Below are 15,799 nucleotides of genomic sequence, written 5' to 3'. Positions count from 1 at the left end.
TGTCATGGCACCAGGTTGGCGCAAAGATCAGGCGAACTGCCCGGCGCTGTAGCCGGAGGACCAGGCCCACTGGAAGTTGAAACCGCCCAGGTGCCCGGTGACATCCAGCACCTCACCAATAAAATACAGCCCCGGCTGCTGTTTGGCCTCCATGGTCTTGGAGCTGATGCCCGCGGTGTCGACACCACCCAGGGTGACTTCGGCGGTGCGATAGCCTTCGGTGGCTGAAGGCTTGAGTTGCCAGGCGTTGAGCAACTGGCCGATGCGTTGCAGGTCCCGGTCGCTGAATTCGGCCAAAGGGGCTTCTTCTTTGCCGGGCCACCAGAGTGTCTGTAACTCGCTGACCAGGGCTTTAGGCAAGGGCTGTGACAAGAGTGTTCTCAGCCTGCTGCGACCCTGCTCCTGCTTGTGTTGCAGCAACCACTGCGCGGCATCCTGCCCTGGCAACAGATCAATGCTGATGGTGTTGCCCGGGTACCAGTAGTTGGATATCTGCAACATCGCCGGGCCGCTGAGGCCGCGGTGGGTGAACAGCATGGCTTCGTTGAAGGTGGTGCCATTACAACTGACACTGACTTCCAGCGCTGTGCCGCTCAGGCGTTCACACAGGTTCTTGATGTTGTCGGTGAACATGAAGGGCACGAGCCCGGCACGCCTTTCAGTCACTGACAGCCCGAACTGGCGGGCAATCTCGTAGCCTACACCGCTGCCGCCCAGGGTCGGCACTGACAACGCGCCGGTTGCAACAACCAATGACTGGCATTGCAGTGTTTGCGGTCGACCATCATGGTGCAGCTCCAACTGGTAGCGACGGCTGTTGTCGTCCAATGCCCTGATGCTATCCAGTTCACAATGGCTGCGGACCTGGGCGCCGGCCTCGGCGCACTCATCCAGCAGCATGGCGACGATATCCTTGGCTGAGTCCTTGCAGAACAACTGGCTGTGCTTGCGTTCTTCGTAGGCGATCCCGTGCTTTTCCACCAACGCAATAAAGTCCCATTGGGTATAGCCCTTGAGCGCCGACTTGCAGAAATGCGGATTGGCGGAGAGAAAATTGTCCGCTTCGACAAAGTGATTGGTGAAGTTGCAGCGCCCGCCACCGGACATGAGGATTTTCTTGCCGACCTTGTTGGCCCGCTCGAGGATCAGTACGCTGCGCCCGCGCTGGGCTGCGGTAAAGCCGCACAACAGACCGGAGGCGCCGGCGCCGAGAATGATGACGTCATGGTATTCGCAAGCGGGTGGCACGGTGGTGTATTCCTGAAGGCAGAGAGAGGTTTACTGAGGGGCGGGTTGTTTGACCCGCACACTGTTATTGGTATCGCGGCTGCTGCGAATCAACGCATCACTGCCCTGCGCCCGCGCCGATTTTGCCAGCCGATCGTAGAGCACTACATTGACGGTTGCCGCGAGGTTCATGCAGCCCACCGTTGGCACGTAAACCACCGCATCGGCATGGTCGACCAGCGCCTGATCCAGGCTGCCGTCCTCGGGGCCGAACACATAGAGCGCGTTGTCGGGGTGCACGAAAAGCGGCAGGGCGGTAGCGCCTTCGACCAGCTCTACACAGACCACGCTAGTGCCATCCGGCAGATCGCTGAGCAGGTCAGTCACGCCTGTGAGCGGAATGCTCAGGCTGACGTTCTTGGTGTCGGTATGAAAGCGCGCGGCGCGGTCATAGCGACCGCCGGTATAGCGCACCTCATTCACCTGATAACAGCCGGCGGCGCGCATTACCGCGCCGACATTGCTCGGGCTCTTGGGATCGATCAGGCCAATACTGACAAAAGATGCTGGCATGCAGGGCTCGTGTGCTGGGTGCTGGCCGCTGAGATGCTGTGTCAGCAGCGCTTGCCCGTGAAGCCCGGGCCGGATAGGCGTATAGTGTGCGGATCGCATTCTACCACGGACCGCCCATGAAACTGCTGATTCGCAATCTTGCCCGTACCACCACTGAAACCGAGCTGCGCACCTTGTTTGAAGGGCATGGCCTGGTGACCGAATGCACGCTGGTGCTGGACAAGGTCACTGGCGGTTCCAAGGGCTTCGCTTTTGTCGAAATGCCCAAGCACGATGACGCCAAGGCGGCGATCAAGGCATTGAATAATCTGGAAGTGGGCGGCAGTCGCATCCGGGTGAAAAAGGATGAATCCGCCGAGGCTGCGCAGGGTACTCCGCGTGGCTGAGCAGCATCATGCTGACCCGCTGCACGGCGTTACCTTGAAGGTAGTCGTCAGCACCTTGGTTGAACGCTATGGCTGGGAAGAGCTTGGGCAGCGGATTAATATCAAGTGCTTCACCACCGACCCAAGCATCACTTCCAGCCTGAAATTTTTGCGCAAGACGCCTTGGGCGCGGGAAAAGGTCGAATCGCTGTACCTGTACACGCTGCGTCGCGACGCTTGAGGCTTGGGCCGGCGACAATACTCTTTGCTAGCGGCCCATGTTATCCGAGCGATCTTTTTTCACCGCGATTTCAAAGCGGTTGCCGCCACTTTGCTTGGCGTAGTACATCGCTCGGTCGGCGAGATTCAGCAGTTCGTTTTGCTCGTCCGCATGTTCGGGGTACAGCGCAATGCCGATACTCGGAATCATCATCAGGCTGTGCTCGGCCAGATGAAAGGGCATGTTCAACTGCGCACGAACCTTTTCCGCGACCAGTAACGCGTGCTCTGGCTGATTGATGTCTTCAAGCAAAATCACGAACTCATCCCCGCCCACCCGTGAGACTGTGTCGACTTCACGGACACACTGGCGCAGGCGATCCGCCACGGCTCGCAGCAATTGGTCGCCAACGCCATGGCCGTAGGTGTCGTTGACCTGTTTGAATTTGTCCAGATCCAGATATAACAGCGACACCTTGCCGTTTTCCCGTCGCGCTCTGGCCAGCGCCTGCTCCATGCGATCGAAGAGCAGGGTCCGGTTGGGGAGTTCGGTCAGATGATCATAATGCGAGAGAAATTGCAGCCGCGACTGCATTTGCATGCGTTGTACCGCAGAGGCGATCTGCGTAGAGACATAATGCAACAGCTCCAGATCCCTGCTGGTGTAGCGCTGGGTAGTGGAGCTGCTGTGCAGGAGCAAGGCGCCGAAGGTGCCGCGGGTGGCAATCAGGGGTACCCCGAGCCAGTTCAGCGAGCTGGTGTCGCTCAACGCGCGCAGGCCTATGTCATCTGCTGGAGTGTCGGCGGTGAGGAGCAAGGGGGCGCTTGAGGTAATGATTTCTGCACCAAGCGTTCTAGCGTCGACCGATTCTCTGGCGTCCGGTGAGCTATGCTGATCGGCGTAATAAGGGAAGTTCAGCGAGCCAGTGTCTTCTTCGCGCAGGGCGACACAGAACAGATTCAACGGCAGAAGCCGGGCGACAATCTGGTGAATCAACAGGAACAGAGCGGCCAGGTCCTCAGCGCTATTGGCCGCCTCGGAAATTGCGTAAACCGCAGCCTGTAGCGCTTCGGTTTTTTTCTGTTCAGTCACATCATGAGCGACGGCGACGCGTAACTGCTCCTCTTCAGACCAGCTGGCCGACCACATGATGTGCACAATCTGCCCATCCTTGCGGACATAGCGATTCTCGAAATGATTTTTCTGCTGGCCGAGCATGACCTCCCTGGCGGTGGCCAAGGTCTTTTCACGATCATCGGGATACACCAGATCCATCATTGATGTGCCGACCAATTCTTCGCAGGTATAGCCGAAAATGCGCTCGCATGCACCACTGATGTAGACGAAGCGTCCCTGAGGATCTACCACGCAGATAGCGTCGAGTAACAGGTCCATTACTTTGGAAGAGGGGGAATACAAGTCAGGACCCTTTGCAGCAACTGAATCACGTATTGGCATCGCGTTTGCCCTGTTGACGGTAAGGCAACTCGCCATGGTCCAAGGATAGTCGATGTGCGCTGGCGTGGCTATCCGCCTTTCGGCGCTGCCAGCCAGCTGGGGGGGCAGTCGCCGGATGCCCGATCAGTGCCGCCCGGCGCGCTCCTGGGCTTTGCGGTAGAGCGCTCTCAAGGCCTTCGCTGGCTTGGTGGGGCCGCTACCGTGGGAGGCGAGCACACGGGTCCAGATCGCGTGTTTGTCCTTGTCCGAGAGTCGTTTCCAGGCCTTCTTTTCCTCATGTGTGCGCCCGCATGCTTTGCAAATATCGTGCTTGTTGAATTCGCAAATATCGATGCAGGGCTTTTTGGTGATGAACTCGGACATGGGTGCTCTGGCTGATGCCTCTCTGTCTATGTTGTCAGGCTGGATTGCGGCTGAGGGCTACGGCAGTGCTGCGTGCCGATTCAAAGCGTTGTGAGGTCTGCGAGTAATCCCAGCGTTCCACTACGCACTGGGGCTGGCCGTGAACGTGTTGGTAACTGATCAGATTCACCGAGTTGGAGATATTGCCGCGTACCCGCTCGGACACCGCAGTACCGGCCTGAACCGTCCAGGCTTGGCGTCCCTCTTTGCCCTCTTTGCCGTATAAAGGCAGCACATAAGGCAAGTGAATGTGCCCGCCGAGAACCAGATCCATGCCAGCGTCGACCCAGGCTGGTACAGCTTTTTCACGGTTTATCATCAGGTTGGCGGTATCGGTGGCTTCCACCGCGCGAACTGGGTGATGTTGAACCACCACCCGCAGCTGGTCTGGACCGGCTTGCCGCAGCCGACCGGCGACGCGCTCGATCTGCTCATCAGTCAGCTCGCCATTCTTGTGTCGACCAAGACGAGTGCTGTTTACTCCGATCACCAGCATGCGATCGGTCTCGAATTCAGGTTCAAGTTCATCACCAAAGTACCGGCGATAGTTGCGGTAAGGGCTGAACAGGCGCGCCAGTAGATTGAATAGCGGTAAATCGTGGTTGCCTGGCACGCTGAGTAGCGGTGCATTGAGCTGATCAGTGAAATCCTTGGCCGCCGCGAACTGCACGCGCCGCGCACGCTGGGTGATATCGCCGCTGAGGATCACCAGCTCGGGCGCATGCTCTCGGCACAGTTGCCTGATTGCTGCCATAACCTCTGGTCGTTCGGTGCCAAAATGCGTATCGGATATTTGCAGCAGCTGAATCATGCAATCTCCCGCAGTTCAGGATCGCGGGCGACCAGCAGAGGCAGTTGATGTTCTGCCACCTTGAATATCAGGGGGGAGCGCATATAGGAAATTTCGCCGTCCATGGCCACCTTGGTGCGTTTACGGCCTGCCCCCAGGCGCACAGTCATGGTGTTGAAACCGAAGCTGATCACGTGCTCATCCTCTCCCAGGCGACTCAACAAACCGCGTAGCAGGATGCCATACAGGTTCAGCGTGCTGAGTGGTTTGGAAGTGATTGCGACCAAATGACTGTTGCTATGTTTCACCTCGGGTTTGCGATCCAGCCCCATGTGCTTGAGCTGGAGCGCGTTGTTGTCGACGACGATGGTTGGCGTGCGTAAGACCTCGCGCTTGCCTTCATGATCTATCTGTACCTTGAGTTGGCGATGCGCTCTGAAGAGAGTCGCCAAAGCTGACCAGAGTGCAACCAGCCTGCTGCGACCAAAGCGCTGCTTATAAGCCTCGCGGTCTTCCAGCAGCTGCGGATACAACCCCAGGCTGGCGTTAACCAGAAACACCTTATCGTTCAACAACCCGACATTGACCGGCTGGATCCGGGCATCAACGAGACAGCGAGCGGCGATCTCGGTTTCTTGAGAAATGCCATAGGCGCGGCCAAAATAATTGAATGTGCCCTGGGGCAGAATTCCGAAGGGCACACCTGAGCCCAGTACCACCTGACTGACAGCGTTAAGGGTGCCGTCGCCGCCTACGGCGACCACAATCCCGCCCTGCTCCCTGGCCAATGCCACTGCTTTTTTAGCGGTGGGTATGAGCTCTGCTCCATCATCAACTGCCATCAGCTCATATCGACGGTTGGATTCCTGCATGACGCGGGCAATGGTGTCCTGGATGTCCTGCGCCTTCTGACTGCCGGATCCAGTATTCATGACCATGAAAAAAGGTTCGTTACCGGTCAATTCCGGCATGGGTTCACGCGCTTGTTCTTCTTCAATGTTGTCTTCGCTGACATTGCTAGGTTGTGTCATGCAGTTCTGATATCCCTTGAAAAGTGAATGGCGTATCGCTGAACCGAATCAGCGCAGCTGGCTATCCTTGCTGCCGCGACGGTTATAGCCGCCGTGCTGGGCCTGGGCATGATCCTCTGCGGCCTGGCAATTGACGCACAACCGCACGCCGGGCAGGGCCTTACGCCTTGCCTCCGGTATGGCCGCGCCGCATTCTTCGCAGTGGTGCAGACTTTCGCCTTTGGGCAACTGGCTGCGCGCGCGCTGTACCGCCTCATCGACGGTATCATCAATTTGATCCTGTACGGCGCCATCTTGCGCCCAGCCTGTAGCCATGAAATCCTCCGATTGACCGTTATGAACTTGCTGCCGTGGCGGTCGGTCCAAGATGAATCCTCACAGAGGATAGACAGCAAAACGCCACAACAATTCGCAATCACTTCGCAAGGAATATGCAATGAACATCGCTTTGACGCCTCTGATATCTCTGATTGCCGGTATCCTGATCTTGATCATGCCGCGGTTGCTGAATTACATCGTCGCTATTTATCTGATCATTATTGGTTTGGTTGGTCTGTTTGGCGGAGGTCTGAACTTCCGCCTGTGAGCTGGGGGCTACCAGCCATTGCGGTGGCTGGTAGCCTGGATGCGTCTAAAGACTAATTGAAAGCCTGTTGTCCAGAGTCTAGGGTTGTCGATTGTTGACGACCGGACCGTCGCCATGACTCACGCCGTACCTCTACGCTTCGTTTTGCTCACCTGCCTGGCCATGCTGGCGTTCGCCGGCAATTCGCTGTTGTGCCGACTGGCCCTGCGCGATACGGACATAGACCCTGCCAGTTTTACCGCCATTCGCATCGTCTCCGGAGCACTCACGCTGCTGGTGCTGCTGTATGCCCGAACCAGAAGCGAACCCATGGCGGGGAATTGGCGTTCCGCGCTCGCGCTCTTTGTTTACGCGGCGGCATTTTCATTGGCCTATGTTCATCTGCAGGCAGGGGTCGGTGCCTTGCTGCTGTTTGGTGCCGTGCAGCTAACGATGACCGGATGGGGGCTGGTGCGTGGTGAGCGGCTTAGAACCGTGCAAACGCTCGGATTGATACTGGCAGTGGCCGGCCTGCTGATCTTGTTGCTGCCCGGCGCCGATGCGCCACCTCTGCTAGGTGGCAGTCTGATGCTGGTATCTGGCCTGGCCTGGGGGATTTATTCATTGATCGGGCGCGGCGCAGGCGACCCGTTAGCGGCCACTGCGGGAAATTTTCTACGCGCGATGCCCTTTGCGTTGCTGTTATTGGTGCCCTTTTTCGGCAGCCTCAGCGTGGATCCGCCTGGTCTGATTTACGCGCTGCTGTCGGGCGCGCTGACCTCTGGTGTCGGATACGCCCTCTGGTACAGCGCACTGAAGGGATTAACCGCAATTCAGGGCGCCAGTGTGCAGTTGAGTGTGCCGATCATCGCGGCGCTGGCAGGAGCCTTGCTGCTGAATGAGAGCATTACGGTCCGCCTGGTCCTGGTCGCTGTCATGACTCTGGGCGGCATCGCGCTGGTGGTCTGGGGCCGGCAGCGCGTGCCGAGCTAAGGCCCCATGCTCGCCGAGCAGCTTGGCCGCGGGCTTCTATAGCCTTACCCCTGATCAGCCCACTGGTCTGAAAATGCGCTTTCAAGGATATTGCCCGCGTGCAGCAAGTTGGTTCCGCGTTTACGCTGGAAGGGCATACGAGGAGAGCGCTGGCGTATGGGTTCACCACTTCAACATTTGTTCAACGTACGCCGGGAAGAAATCTGGCCGGTGCTTCTTGCTGCCAGCTTCTTTTTTTGTGTGCTGACCGCTCTGATGGTGCTTCGCCCCGCCCGTGAGTCCCTTGGCATGCAAGGTGGCATAGAGGCGGTGCGCTGGCTGTTTATCGGCACGGCGCTGATTACATTGTCGCTGAATCCGTTATTCGGCCTGTTGGTCAGCCGTTTGCGGCGCATGCAGTTTATCAGTGTGACTTACCTGTTTTTCGTCTGCAGTCTACTGACGTTCTACCTGATCATGCTGCTCTCACCGCAAGTGATTGGCGTCGTCACCGGTCAGATCTTCTATGTATGGTTCAGCGTGTTCAATCTGTTTGCAACCATGCTGTTCTGGGCGTTAATGGCGGATCGTTTTTCGCTGGATCAGGGCAAACGGTTTTTCGGTCTGATTGCGGTGGGCGGCACCTGCGGAGCGATTTTCGGCCCCTGGCTGGCGTCCATGTTGGCCAGCCCGTTGGGTACGCCAGCGCTGCTGCTGATTGCCAGTGGCTTTTTGCTGTTGGCGCTGGCTGCTGCCTGGGGGATCTCGCGCATTCAGCCGGAGCAAAGCGCCGCAACCGTCACCGCAACCGTCGCAGCAGATGAGCGCATCGGCGGCAGTGCGTGGGAGGGGTTCAACGCTGTATTCAGGTCATCCTATCTATTGGGTATCACCGGTTACGTACTGATCCTGGCGGTCATGGCGACCTTTATTTATTTCACCAAATTACAGATGGTGGCCGATCAGAACGCTGGGCTTGATAGCCGTACTACACTGTTTGCACAGATCGACCTGATAACCCAGATTGCGACCTTGGTGATGCAGGTTGTGGTCGCTGGCCACCTGATGAAGCGGGTGGGGGTGCCGGTTACGCTGGCACTGTTGCCACTCACCGCGCTCCTGGGTTTTGTCGGATTGGCGCTGGTTGGCTCGCTGGCTGCGCTTATCGTATTCGAGGCCAGTTTTCGCGGGGTTCAGCGAGCAATCATGCGTCCCGCGCGGGAAACCCTGTTCACCGTGGTGCGGCGTGAAGATAAGTACAAGGCCAAGGCCTTTATCGATACCTTCATCTATCGTGGTGGTGATGTAGCGGGTGCTCAGGTCGAGGGGCTGCTCGGGCGCCTGGGCATGGGGTTGGCTGCAGTGGCCAGTGTAGCGGTGCCGCTGGCTCTGGTATGGGCAGTGCTGGCGCTGTGGTTAGGCCGTACTCAGCGTCGAATTGCCGCGCAAACCCGGGCCGACAGTATCGGCAATGAGGAAGCTGGCCATATTCGTACGCTCTGAATAAGAGGACTCATCATGATTTCGCGTCGCGACTATCTGAAACTGGCTTTGGCGACTGGAGCCGCGATGGCTTTGAAGCCGGCCTTGCTCTGGGCTACAGATGCCCCCCTGGAGTTGATTACCCGAGCGATACCGTCCTCTGGCGAACGCCTGCCCGTAGTCGGGCTGGGCAGTTCTGCGACCTTCTCCAGTGCCGCCAGTAGTGAGGATCAGCAAGCGTTGCGGGAAGTCTTTCAAGCGCTGGTCAGCCAGGGCGGCAAGGTCTTCGACACGGCACCAAGCTACGGGGCGTCGGAAGCGGTTGCGGCTTCTATCGTGCAGGAGCAGGGCATCACCGACCAAATATTCTGGGCGACCAAACTGAATGTGGCCGGGCGCGGTGGCGGCACGGCAGATGAAGCACAGGCGCGCGCCCAGATAGAGACCTCGTTCGAGCGCATCGGCACGCCAAGTATCGATTTGATTCAGGTCCACAACCTGGGTGATGTGCCTATGCAACTGGGCATGCTCAAGGCGTTGCGTGACGAAAAACGCGTGCGCTATATCGGTGTGACTACCACTTTTCCCCGGCAGTATCAGGAACTCGAGCAGGTGATGGAGCGCGAGCCGCTGGATTTTATTGGTATTGATTATGCGATTGATAATGTGACCATGGAGCAGCGGATCCTGCCGTTGGCCCGGGACAAGGGCATCGCTGTACTGGTGTATGCGCCTTTTGGGCGTACCCGCCTGTGGGACAAGGTGCGCAATCATGAGGTACCTGAGTGGGCTGCCGAGTTCGATGCGCACTCATGGGCGCAGTTTTTTCTCAAGTTTGTAGTGGCTCATCCGGTGGTTACCGCGGCCACGCCTGCCACCAGTCGGGCCCGGCATATGGTCGACAATATGGGGGCGGCGATGGGCACATTGCCGGATGAATCGATGCGCAAACGCATGATTCAGCACATGGAGCAATTGGCTTAATAACAGACGCTCAGAACTTCTAGGGCAATGCGGGTGTCTGAGGTAGTGTTCGTCCTACATATTATAAGGAGCCATCATGGCAGTTACAGCGACTGATCCAATCAAGATTATCTTCGCGATCCTATTACCTCCGCTCGGCGTATTTATGGAGGTGGGCTTCAAGGGTCACTTCTGGCTGAATATTTTGTTGACGTTGTTCGGCTTTATTCCGGGCATCATTCACGCGTTGTATGTGATCCTGAAGCACTAAAAAGGCCGAGCCGGACAGGTATCGAGCGTAGTGGAACCGATCCGTTCCCGCTTCTGCATCAGATATCTATGGCCAGATGCCAGCGGACTTGATGCTGATTTAGCGTTTCAAGTATCTGCTGGTATTCGCTCAGGTCCTCCATGACGTCCTGCTGCTTCTCCAGCACATCTGGATGTGAACCCAGATAATCAGCCAGCGCGCGCACGGTTATCAGGCCATCGGCCGCCGCAAACCATTCTTCTTCCGGTGTGCTGAGCGGTTCTTCGTCACCGCCCAGATAAGCTTCCAGAAGCGCTTCTGTCTCCTGCGCATCGACACTGAAAAAATCCATTAATGGACTGACGCCCAGCTTTAGACAAAGCTGTTCGAGGCGTTCCTCATCAGTGTGCGCAATGGATTTGCCGTTAACGAATATTTCCAGACCGGCTATTTCTTGTTCTGCGGCTATATACCAGGCCAGACCCATAGGTGCTTCCTCAAAACTATATGATTGCCCGCATGATGCGCTTTTGTCGTTAGCCTGTTCAAGCGCGGGAAGTGTGCGCCAAGTCGTGGTTTTTGATTAATAGCGCGCAAATAAAAACCCCCGGACGGGCCGGGGGTTTTATCGAGGGTCTCAGCCGCTCAGGTCTTAGAGACCGAAACGCGCCTTGAACTCCCGACGGCGGCGGTGCAGAACCGGCTCGGTATAACCGTTCGGCTGCACGGTGCCTTCAACGCACAGCTCAACCGCTGCCTGGAAGGCGATGCTGTCGTCGAAGTCCGGCGCCATCGGCTTGTAAGCCGGATCGTTGGCGTTCTGACGATCCACCACCGCGGCCATGCGCTGCAGGGTTTCCATCACCTGCTCCTTGCTGCACACGCCATGACGCAACCAGTTGGCGATATGCTGGCTGGAAATACGCAGGGTGGCGCGGTCTTCCATCAGGCCGACATCATTGATATCCGGTACTTTCGAGCAACCCACACCCTGGTCGATCCAGCGTACTACGTAACCGAGGATGCCTTGGGCATTGTTGTCCAGCTCCTGCTGAATCTCGGCGGCGGACCAGTCGGTGTTGGGCGCCAGCGGGATGGTCAGGATGTCATCGACTGATGCCGGGGTGCGCTTGGCCAGTTCGGCCTGGCGCTCGGCGACATTGACCTTGTGGTAGTGCAGTGCATGCAAGGTCGCGGCAGTGGGCGAGGGCACCCAAGCAGTATTGGCGCCAGCCATCGGGTGGCCGATTTTCTGCTCGAGCATCGCCGCCATCAGGTCGGGCATGGCCCACATGCCTTTACCGATTTGTGCACGGCCCTTGAGGCCGGTTGCCAGGCCGATATCGACGTTGTTGTTCTCGTAAGCACTAATCCACACGGCGCCCTTGATATCACCCTTGCGGATGAAGGGACCGGCTTCCATGGAGGTATGAATCTCGTCACCAGTACGGTCGAGGAAGCCGGTGTTGATGAAGGCCACGCGCTCGCTGGCTGCTTTGATGCAGGCTTTGAGGTTGATGGTGGTGCGACGCTCTTCATCCATGATGCCGACTTTCAGCGTGTTGCGCTGCATGCCGAGGATGTCTTCGATACGGCCGAACAGCTCGGTGGTAAAAGCCACTTCTTCCGGGCCGTGCATCTTCGGCTTGACGATATAGACCGAACCGGTGCGGGTGTTCTTGCGGCTGGTGTTGCCATTCAGGTTGTGCAGCGCGATCAGGCTGGTGAACGCACCGTCCATAATGCCTTCCGGCACTTCGTTGCCATCCTTGTCGAGGATCGCATTGTTGGTCATCAGGTGACCAACGTTACGGATGAACAGCAGCGAGCGGCCATGCAGTGTCAGCGTGGAGCCGTCTGCCTGGGTGTACTCGCGATCCGGGTTCATGGTCCGCGTAAAGCTGCTGCCGCCTTTGGCGACGCTTTCCGCCAGGTCGCCCTTCATCAGGCCCAGCCAGTTGCTGTAGACCACGGTCTTGTCGTCGGCATCGACTGCAGCGATGGAGTCTTCGCAATCCATGATGGTGGTCAGGGCGGACTCCATGAGCACGTCCTTGACGCCGGCAGCATCGGTCTGCCCGACATTGCTGGTGGGGTCGATCTGGATTTCGAAATGCAGGCCATTGTGCTTGAGCAGCACGCCCTGAGGCTGCTCAGCCTGGCCGATAAAGCCGATAAACTGCGCGCTGTCCTTCAGGCCGGTTTCGCTACCGTCCTGCAGGGTCACGGCCAGTTGGCCGTTCTTGATCACATAGGCGCTGGAGTCGACGTGGGAACCTTTGGCCAGCGGTGCTGCCTCATCGAGGAAGGCGCGGGCAAAGGCAATCACCTTGTTGCCGCGAATTTCATTATAGCCAGGGCCTTTGCTGGCGCCATCGGCTTCGGAAATCGCGTCGGTGCCATACAGGGCGTCATACAGCGAACCCCAGCGAGCGTTGGCAGCATTCAGCGCAAAGCGTGCATTCATGACCGGTACCACCAACTGCGGGCCGGCCATGCGTGCGATCTCTTCGTCGACGTTGGCGGTAGTCGCTTGGAAGTCATCGGGTTCGGGCAGCAGGTAACCGATTTCAAGCAGAAAGGCCTTGTACTCAGCGGCATTGTGCGGCTGACCGTTGCGGCCCTGATGCCAGGCATCGATTTTTGCTTGCAACGCGTCGCGCTTGGCGAGAAGGGCCTTGTTTTTAGGTGCCAGGTCATTAATCAGCGTTTCAAAGCCGGCCCAGAAGGCGGCGGCATCGACGCCAGAGCCGGGGATGGCTTGTTGGTTGATAAAATCGTGGAGAACCTTGGCAACTTGCAGGCTGCCGACTTGGACGCGTTCAGTCATGGAATACCCTCACTCTGCAGACAACCTGCGCGATCGCGCAGGACGTGGAATTTGGAGAGGCAGCATGTTACACGATGATGGGTTGCAAATCATGTTCGAGGCGTGGAATTCTGTCGCGCTGCGTAGTCGGCTCGGCAAATCCGGGTCACCGCTCTTTCGCCCAATGGGTATGTGAATGGATCAGGCTTTTTTGGATTTGCTCGTCGAGCGGCTGCCGTTACTGGAGCCGGGCCGTCCGCTGGATGATCCGGCGCGGCGCTACGCCGGGTACTACGGCATTGACTTCAGCGACCACTCACCTCAGCACCTGGGGCGTATTCAGGTGGATGAATTTGCCGTGGCCGTGCAGGTATGGCGCCCGGCCCAAGCCCATGGCACCTTGATCATCCTGCATGGTTATTACGACCATATGGGTTTGTACAAGCACTTGATCAGCTGGGCGTTGCAGCGCGGGCTTGCGGTGCTCGCCTTCGATCTGCCCGGTCACGGGTTGTCCAGTGGTGAGCGTGCCAGCATTGATTGCTTTCTGCGTTATCAGAAGGTGCTGGATGCGGTGCTGGATCATGCCGCGCAGTGGGAACTGCCTGCGCCCTGGCACCTGCTCGGGCAAAGCACCGGCGGCGCCATTCTGATTGACAAGCTATTGCATGGGCCGCTGCCTAGCGAGCTGGGCCGTACTGTGCTGATGGCTCCCTTGGTACGTCCGCGGCAATGGGGCATGTCGCAGATGAGCCTGCGTCTGCTCGGTGGCTTCGTGCAGCAGCTGGGGCGCAAGTTTACCGACAACTCCAACGATCAGGCCTTTCTGGATTTCATTCGCGAGCGTGATCCCTTGCAGCCACAGGTGCTGCCCGTGGCCTGGGTTCAAGCCTTGGAAAAGTGGATCCCGCGGATCGAGTCGGCGCAGAGCAGTACGCACTCACCGCTGATCATTCAGGGGCGAATGGACAAGACCGTGGATTGGCAACACAACCTGCGGGTGCTGGAAGACAAGTTCAGCAGCCCGGAAGTCTTCTTTCTGCCCAAGGCCCGGCATCACCTGGCCAACGAGGGCGAATCCATTCGCCGTGAATATCTCGCCTGGCTGGGCGAGCAGCTGGATGAAGTGGAGGCCTGAGCCTCCGAATCACCCAACCCTCAGGGATTCAACGCGTCCTTCGCTGCCAGCTCCATCGCCCGGCTGGTATTTTTCCCGGCGTCGGACTGAACCCACTCCAGGTATTGTTGCAGCTGCGCATCCGTCAGGTCGCGATACACGTAAGCCAGGGTGTTGGGCAGATCAGGCTGCATCTGTCCGCGCAAGGTGTCGCGACGATTGTCGACCATATTGCCTGGCACCTCAAACAGCCCGCCAAGCAAATCATTGGCGCTCTGGGTAGCGAGGTTGGCCAGTGACATCGATACTTCTACCCCGAGCTCCAGAGCCGGCAGGCTGACGCTGAGTTGACGGAGGGTGTTCAGGCGTTCGGTGCTGACGTCCATTTGCGGTATGCCGCGTTGCATGGTGGCTACCGAGGCGGCAGACGTCGCCTGGGTTTCAATAGCGACGATCCGCCGACCCAGTTCACTTTGGTAGAAATTCACTGCCTGGCGGTGACTGGCTTCATCCAGTGACAACGCCAGACGCGCCTGTGCGCGGTCGGTCATTGACTGGGGGGCGAAGCGCTGATTGCTCTGACGTACCAGGCTTTCGTAAACATTGCGTGGCAGTTGCTGGGCATAACGCTGCTGGGCTGCGGTCAACGCATGCTGAAAGTGGGTCTGATGGGTGGCCATACCAGACAGCTGGTACAGCTGGTCGGTGTTGGCGCGTACGCTCATGGTGGTCAGCGCCAGCGCGGCGAGTAATGCCATGATTAACAGGTGCAGGGGTTTCAGGCGCATAGAGTCTCGCATTAAGAGCTAAAAGGGGGCTTGCCGGGTTGCGTGCAGTGGATACAATGCGCGCAGGTTCGTGACTGTTTCAACGGGCTGTGTCAGTGGTGTCCGGGTTGATCTCCAGCCCTCCTTTTGAGTCATTTGCCATGTCCGAGTTCCCTGAGCCGCAAAACGCCTGCTTTGTGCGCGTGTCTGATGATCTGGCGGCGCAAGGCTGGTCGGTGCAGGAACAGGCTTTGCCGGTTGAGCTGGTCAGTGATCTCGCTGCCCAATGCCGCATGCTCTGGCACAACGATGTGCTGACGCCCGCGGCGGTAGGCCCCCTCGGCGAGGAGCTGTTGCTGCCCTCGGTGCGCGGTGATTATACCCGTTGGCTTGATCAGTGCCCGTCCAGCGCAGCAAATAGTCTGTTTCTGGAAACGATGGAAGCCTTGCGCGTGTGGTTAAACCGCAGTCTGTTTCTCGGGCTGGACAGCTTTGAAACCCATTACGCTCTGTATCCGCCGGGCGCGGGTTATCGCAAGCATCTGGATCGCTTCAAAGGCAATCCATTGCGCACTGTGTCAGTGGTGGCTTATCTGAATCAGCAATGGGAGCCAGGCGATGGTGGGGAGCTGCGGCTGCATTTGCCGGAAGGAGCGCATGACGTGGCACCCTTGGGTGGCAGTCTTGCGGTGTTCATGAGTGACCGTATCCTGCATGAGGTGCTGGCCGCGAACAAGGAGCGCGCCAGCCTGGTCGGCTGGTTTCGCCGTCGGCCGGACAACCCGCTACTGCGCTAGGTTGGCCGGCC

At 58.2% G+C, this 15,799-nt stretch carries 19 protein-coding genes; 9 read left to right on the top strand and 10 right to left on the bottom strand.

Features of this window, described 5'->3' with window-relative positions; genetic code table 11:
* Positions 1-27: 27 nt before the first annotated feature.
* Positions 28-1,248: a BaiN/RdsA family NAD(P)/FAD-dependent oxidoreductase gene (locus DT594_RS10105; protein WP_149332539.1), complete on the bottom strand. Its 1,221-nt coding sequence runs from the start codon at positions 1,246-1,248 to the stop codon at positions 28-30.
* Positions 1,249-1,278: 30 nt separating this feature from the next.
* The gene (locus DT594_RS10100) at positions 1,279-1,800 is read right to left on the bottom strand and encodes an RNA methyltransferase (protein ID WP_149332538.1); all 522 of its coding nucleotides are present in this window, start codon (positions 1,798-1,800) and stop codon (positions 1,279-1,281) included.
* A gap of 116 nt (positions 1,801-1,916) precedes the next feature.
* Between DT594_RS10100 and DT594_RS10095 the strand changes: the two genes are divergently transcribed.
* The gene (locus DT594_RS10095) at positions 1,917-2,186 is read left to right on the top strand and encodes an RNA recognition motif domain-containing protein (protein ID WP_149332537.1); all 270 of its coding nucleotides are present in this window, start codon (positions 1,917-1,919) and stop codon (positions 2,184-2,186) included.
* A complete protein-coding gene (locus tag DT594_RS10090) occupies positions 2,179-2,406 on the top strand; it encodes a VF530 family protein (protein ID WP_246164605.1) in 228 nt (75 codons plus the stop codon). The genes DT594_RS10095 and DT594_RS10090 overlap by 8 nt, the downstream gene beginning before the upstream one ends.
* A gap of 27 nt (positions 2,407-2,433) precedes the next feature.
* Here DT594_RS10090 and DT594_RS10085 read toward each other — a convergent pair whose 3' ends face one another.
* The 5 genes from DT594_RS10085 to DT594_RS10065 form a co-directional block, all read right to left on the bottom strand.
* A complete protein-coding gene (locus DT594_RS10085; protein WP_218574503.1) occupies positions 2,434-3,843 on the bottom strand; it encodes a sensor domain-containing protein in 1,410 nt (469 codons plus the stop codon).
* Between the two features lie 123 nt (positions 3,844-3,966).
* Positions 3,967-4,206 carry a DUF1289 domain-containing protein gene (locus DT594_RS10080; protein WP_218574502.1) on the bottom strand — a complete coding sequence of 80 codons (240 nt, stop codon included), beginning with the start codon at positions 4,204-4,206 and terminating at the stop codon, positions 3,967-3,969.
* Positions 4,207-4,240: 34 nt separating this feature from the next.
* Complete coding sequence (locus DT594_RS10075) at positions 4,241-5,056, bottom strand: metallophosphoesterase family protein (RefSeq protein ID WP_149332535.1); 816 nt, start codon at positions 5,054-5,056, stop codon at positions 4,241-4,243.
* Positions 5,053-6,066 (bottom strand): diacylglycerol/lipid kinase family protein, encoded by a 1,014-nt coding sequence (locus DT594_RS10070; RefSeq protein ID WP_178091496.1) that lies wholly within the window; start codon positions 6,064-6,066, stop codon positions 5,053-5,055. Before DT594_RS10070 ends, DT594_RS10075 begins: the two co-directional genes overlap by 4 nt.
* Before the next feature lie 48 nt (positions 6,067-6,114).
* A complete protein-coding gene (locus tag DT594_RS10065) occupies positions 6,115-6,381 on the bottom strand; it encodes a DksA/TraR family C4-type zinc finger protein (RefSeq protein WP_149332534.1) in 267 nt (88 codons plus the stop codon).
* 121 nt (positions 6,382-6,502) lie between these two features.
* Here DT594_RS10065 and DT594_RS10060 point away from each other — a divergent pair, with 121 nt between their 5' ends.
* The 5 genes from DT594_RS10060 to DT594_RS10040 all read left to right on the top strand — a co-directional run bounded on the left by DT594_RS10060 (position 6,503) and on the right by DT594_RS10040 (position 10,319).
* Positions 6,503-6,652, top strand: a complete 150-nt coding sequence (locus DT594_RS10060; RefSeq protein WP_022961673.1) for a DUF3096 domain-containing protein — start codon at positions 6,503-6,505, stop codon at positions 6,650-6,652.
* A 114-nt stretch (positions 6,653-6,766) separates the two neighbouring features.
* Positions 6,767-7,624 (top strand): DMT family transporter, encoded by an 858-nt coding sequence (locus DT594_RS10055; protein WP_149332533.1) that lies wholly within the window; start codon positions 6,767-6,769, stop codon positions 7,622-7,624.
* A gap of 156 nt (positions 7,625-7,780) precedes the next feature.
* Positions 7,781-9,106: an NTP/NDP exchange transporter gene (locus DT594_RS10050; RefSeq protein ID WP_149332532.1), complete on the top strand. Its 1,326-nt coding sequence runs from the start codon at positions 7,781-7,783 to the stop codon at positions 9,104-9,106.
* 15 nt (positions 9,107-9,121) lie between these two features.
* Entirely contained in the window at positions 9,122-10,069 is a 948-nt protein-coding gene (locus DT594_RS10045; RefSeq protein ID WP_149332531.1) for an aldo/keto reductase, read from the top strand.
* Positions 10,070-10,145: 76 nt separating this feature from the next.
* A complete protein-coding gene (locus DT594_RS10040) occupies positions 10,146-10,319 on the top strand; it encodes a YqaE/Pmp3 family membrane protein (protein ID WP_096347066.1) in 174 nt (57 codons plus the stop codon).
* Between the two features lie 58 nt (positions 10,320-10,377).
* On the opposite strand, the gene DT594_RS10035 is transcribed toward DT594_RS10040, so the two are convergent.
* Positions 10,378-10,785, bottom strand: coding sequence for a hypothetical protein (locus DT594_RS10035; RefSeq protein ID WP_149332530.1), 408 nt, complete (start codon positions 10,783-10,785; stop codon positions 10,378-10,380).
* 165 nt (positions 10,786-10,950) lie between these two features.
* The gene (locus DT594_RS10030; protein ID WP_149332529.1) at positions 10,951-13,128 is read right to left on the bottom strand and encodes a malate synthase G; all 2,178 of its coding nucleotides are present in this window, start codon (positions 13,126-13,128) and stop codon (positions 10,951-10,953) included.
* Positions 13,129-13,303: 175 nt separating this feature from the next.
* On the opposite strand from DT594_RS10030, the gene bipL reads away from it, so the two are divergent.
* A complete protein-coding gene (bipL, locus tag DT594_RS10025; protein WP_096347069.1) occupies positions 13,304-14,245 on the top strand; it encodes a phospholipase BipL in 942 nt (313 codons plus the stop codon).
* 20 nt (positions 14,246-14,265) lie between these two features.
* Here bipL and DT594_RS10020 read toward each other — a convergent pair whose 3' ends face one another.
* Positions 14,266-15,012, bottom strand: a complete 747-nt coding sequence (locus DT594_RS10020; RefSeq protein WP_178091495.1) for a DUF2059 domain-containing protein — start codon at positions 15,010-15,012, stop codon at positions 14,266-14,268.
* A 140-nt stretch (positions 15,013-15,152) separates the two neighbouring features.
* On the opposite strand from DT594_RS10020, the gene DT594_RS10015 reads away from it, so the two are divergent.
* Positions 15,153-15,788 carry a 2OG-Fe(II) oxygenase gene (locus DT594_RS10015; RefSeq protein WP_149332527.1) on the top strand — a complete coding sequence of 212 codons (636 nt, stop codon included), beginning with the start codon at positions 15,153-15,155 and terminating at the stop codon, positions 15,786-15,788.
* Positions 15,789-15,799 lie beyond the last annotated feature (11 nt).

The organism is Halopseudomonas laoshanensis (assembly GCF_008365385.1).
GTDB lineage: Bacteria > Pseudomonadota > Gammaproteobacteria > Pseudomonadales > Pseudomonadaceae > Halopseudomonas > Halopseudomonas laoshanensis.
The sequence above is the reverse complement of the archived record's forward strand: the minus strand, read 5'-3'. Positions and strand labels throughout refer to the sequence as shown.

What these genes read in the sequence shown, in the direction of transcription:
- DT594_RS10020 (WP_178091495.1), bottom strand. Translation starts at nt 15,012, where the DNA reads ATGCGCCTGAAACCCCTGCACCTGTTAATCATGGCATTACTCGCCGCG.
- DT594_RS10070 (WP_178091496.1), bottom strand. Translation starts at nt 6,066, where the DNA reads ATGACACAACCTAGCAATGTCAGCGAAGACAACATTGAAGAAGAACAA.
- DT594_RS10085 (WP_218574503.1), bottom strand. Translation starts at nt 3,843, where the DNA reads ATGCCAATACGTGATTCAGTTGCTGCAAAGGGTCCTGACTTGTATTCC.
- DT594_RS10060 (WP_022961673.1), top strand. Translation starts at nt 6,503, where the DNA reads ATGAACATCGCTTTGACGCCTCTGATATCTCTGATTGCCGGTATCCTG.
- DT594_RS10095 (WP_149332537.1), top strand. Translation starts at nt 1,917, where the DNA reads ATGAAACTGCTGATTCGCAATCTTGCCCGTACCACCACTGAAACCGAG.
- DT594_RS10045 (WP_149332531.1), top strand. Translation starts at nt 9,122, where the DNA reads ATGATTTCGCGTCGCGACTATCTGAAACTGGCTTTGGCGACTGGAGCC.
- DT594_RS10040 (WP_096347066.1), top strand. Translation starts at nt 10,146, where the DNA reads ATGGCAGTTACAGCGACTGATCCAATCAAGATTATCTTCGCGATCCTA.
- DT594_RS10055 (WP_149332533.1), top strand. Translation starts at nt 6,767, where the DNA reads ATGACTCACGCCGTACCTCTACGCTTCGTTTTGCTCACCTGCCTGGCC.
- DT594_RS10065 (WP_149332534.1), bottom strand. Translation starts at nt 6,381, where the DNA reads ATGGCTACAGGCTGGGCGCAAGATGGCGCCGTACAGGATCAAATTGAT.
- DT594_RS10035 (WP_149332530.1), bottom strand. Translation starts at nt 10,785, where the DNA reads ATGGGTCTGGCCTGGTATATAGCCGCAGAACAAGAAATAGCCGGTCTG.
- DT594_RS10075 (WP_149332535.1), bottom strand. Translation starts at nt 5,056, where the DNA reads ATGATTCAGCTGCTGCAAATATCCGATACGCATTTTGGCACCGAACGA.
- DT594_RS10015 (WP_149332527.1), top strand. Translation starts at nt 15,153, where the DNA reads ATGTCCGAGTTCCCTGAGCCGCAAAACGCCTGCTTTGTGCGCGTGTCT.
- DT594_RS10100 (WP_149332538.1), bottom strand. Translation starts at nt 1,800, where the DNA reads ATGCCAGCATCTTTTGTCAGTATTGGCCTGATCGATCCCAAGAGCCCG.
- DT594_RS10080 (WP_218574502.1), bottom strand. Translation starts at nt 4,206, where the DNA reads ATGTCCGAGTTCATCACCAAAAAGCCCTGCATCGATATTTGCGAATTC.
- DT594_RS10030 (WP_149332529.1), bottom strand. Translation starts at nt 13,128, where the DNA reads ATGACTGAACGCGTCCAAGTCGGCAGCCTGCAAGTTGCCAAGGTTCTC.
- bipL (WP_096347069.1), top strand. Translation starts at nt 13,304, where the DNA reads ATGGATCAGGCTTTTTTGGATTTGCTCGTCGAGCGGCTGCCGTTACTG.
- DT594_RS10050 (WP_149332532.1), top strand. Translation starts at nt 7,781, where the DNA reads ATGGGTTCACCACTTCAACATTTGTTCAACGTACGCCGGGAAGAAATC.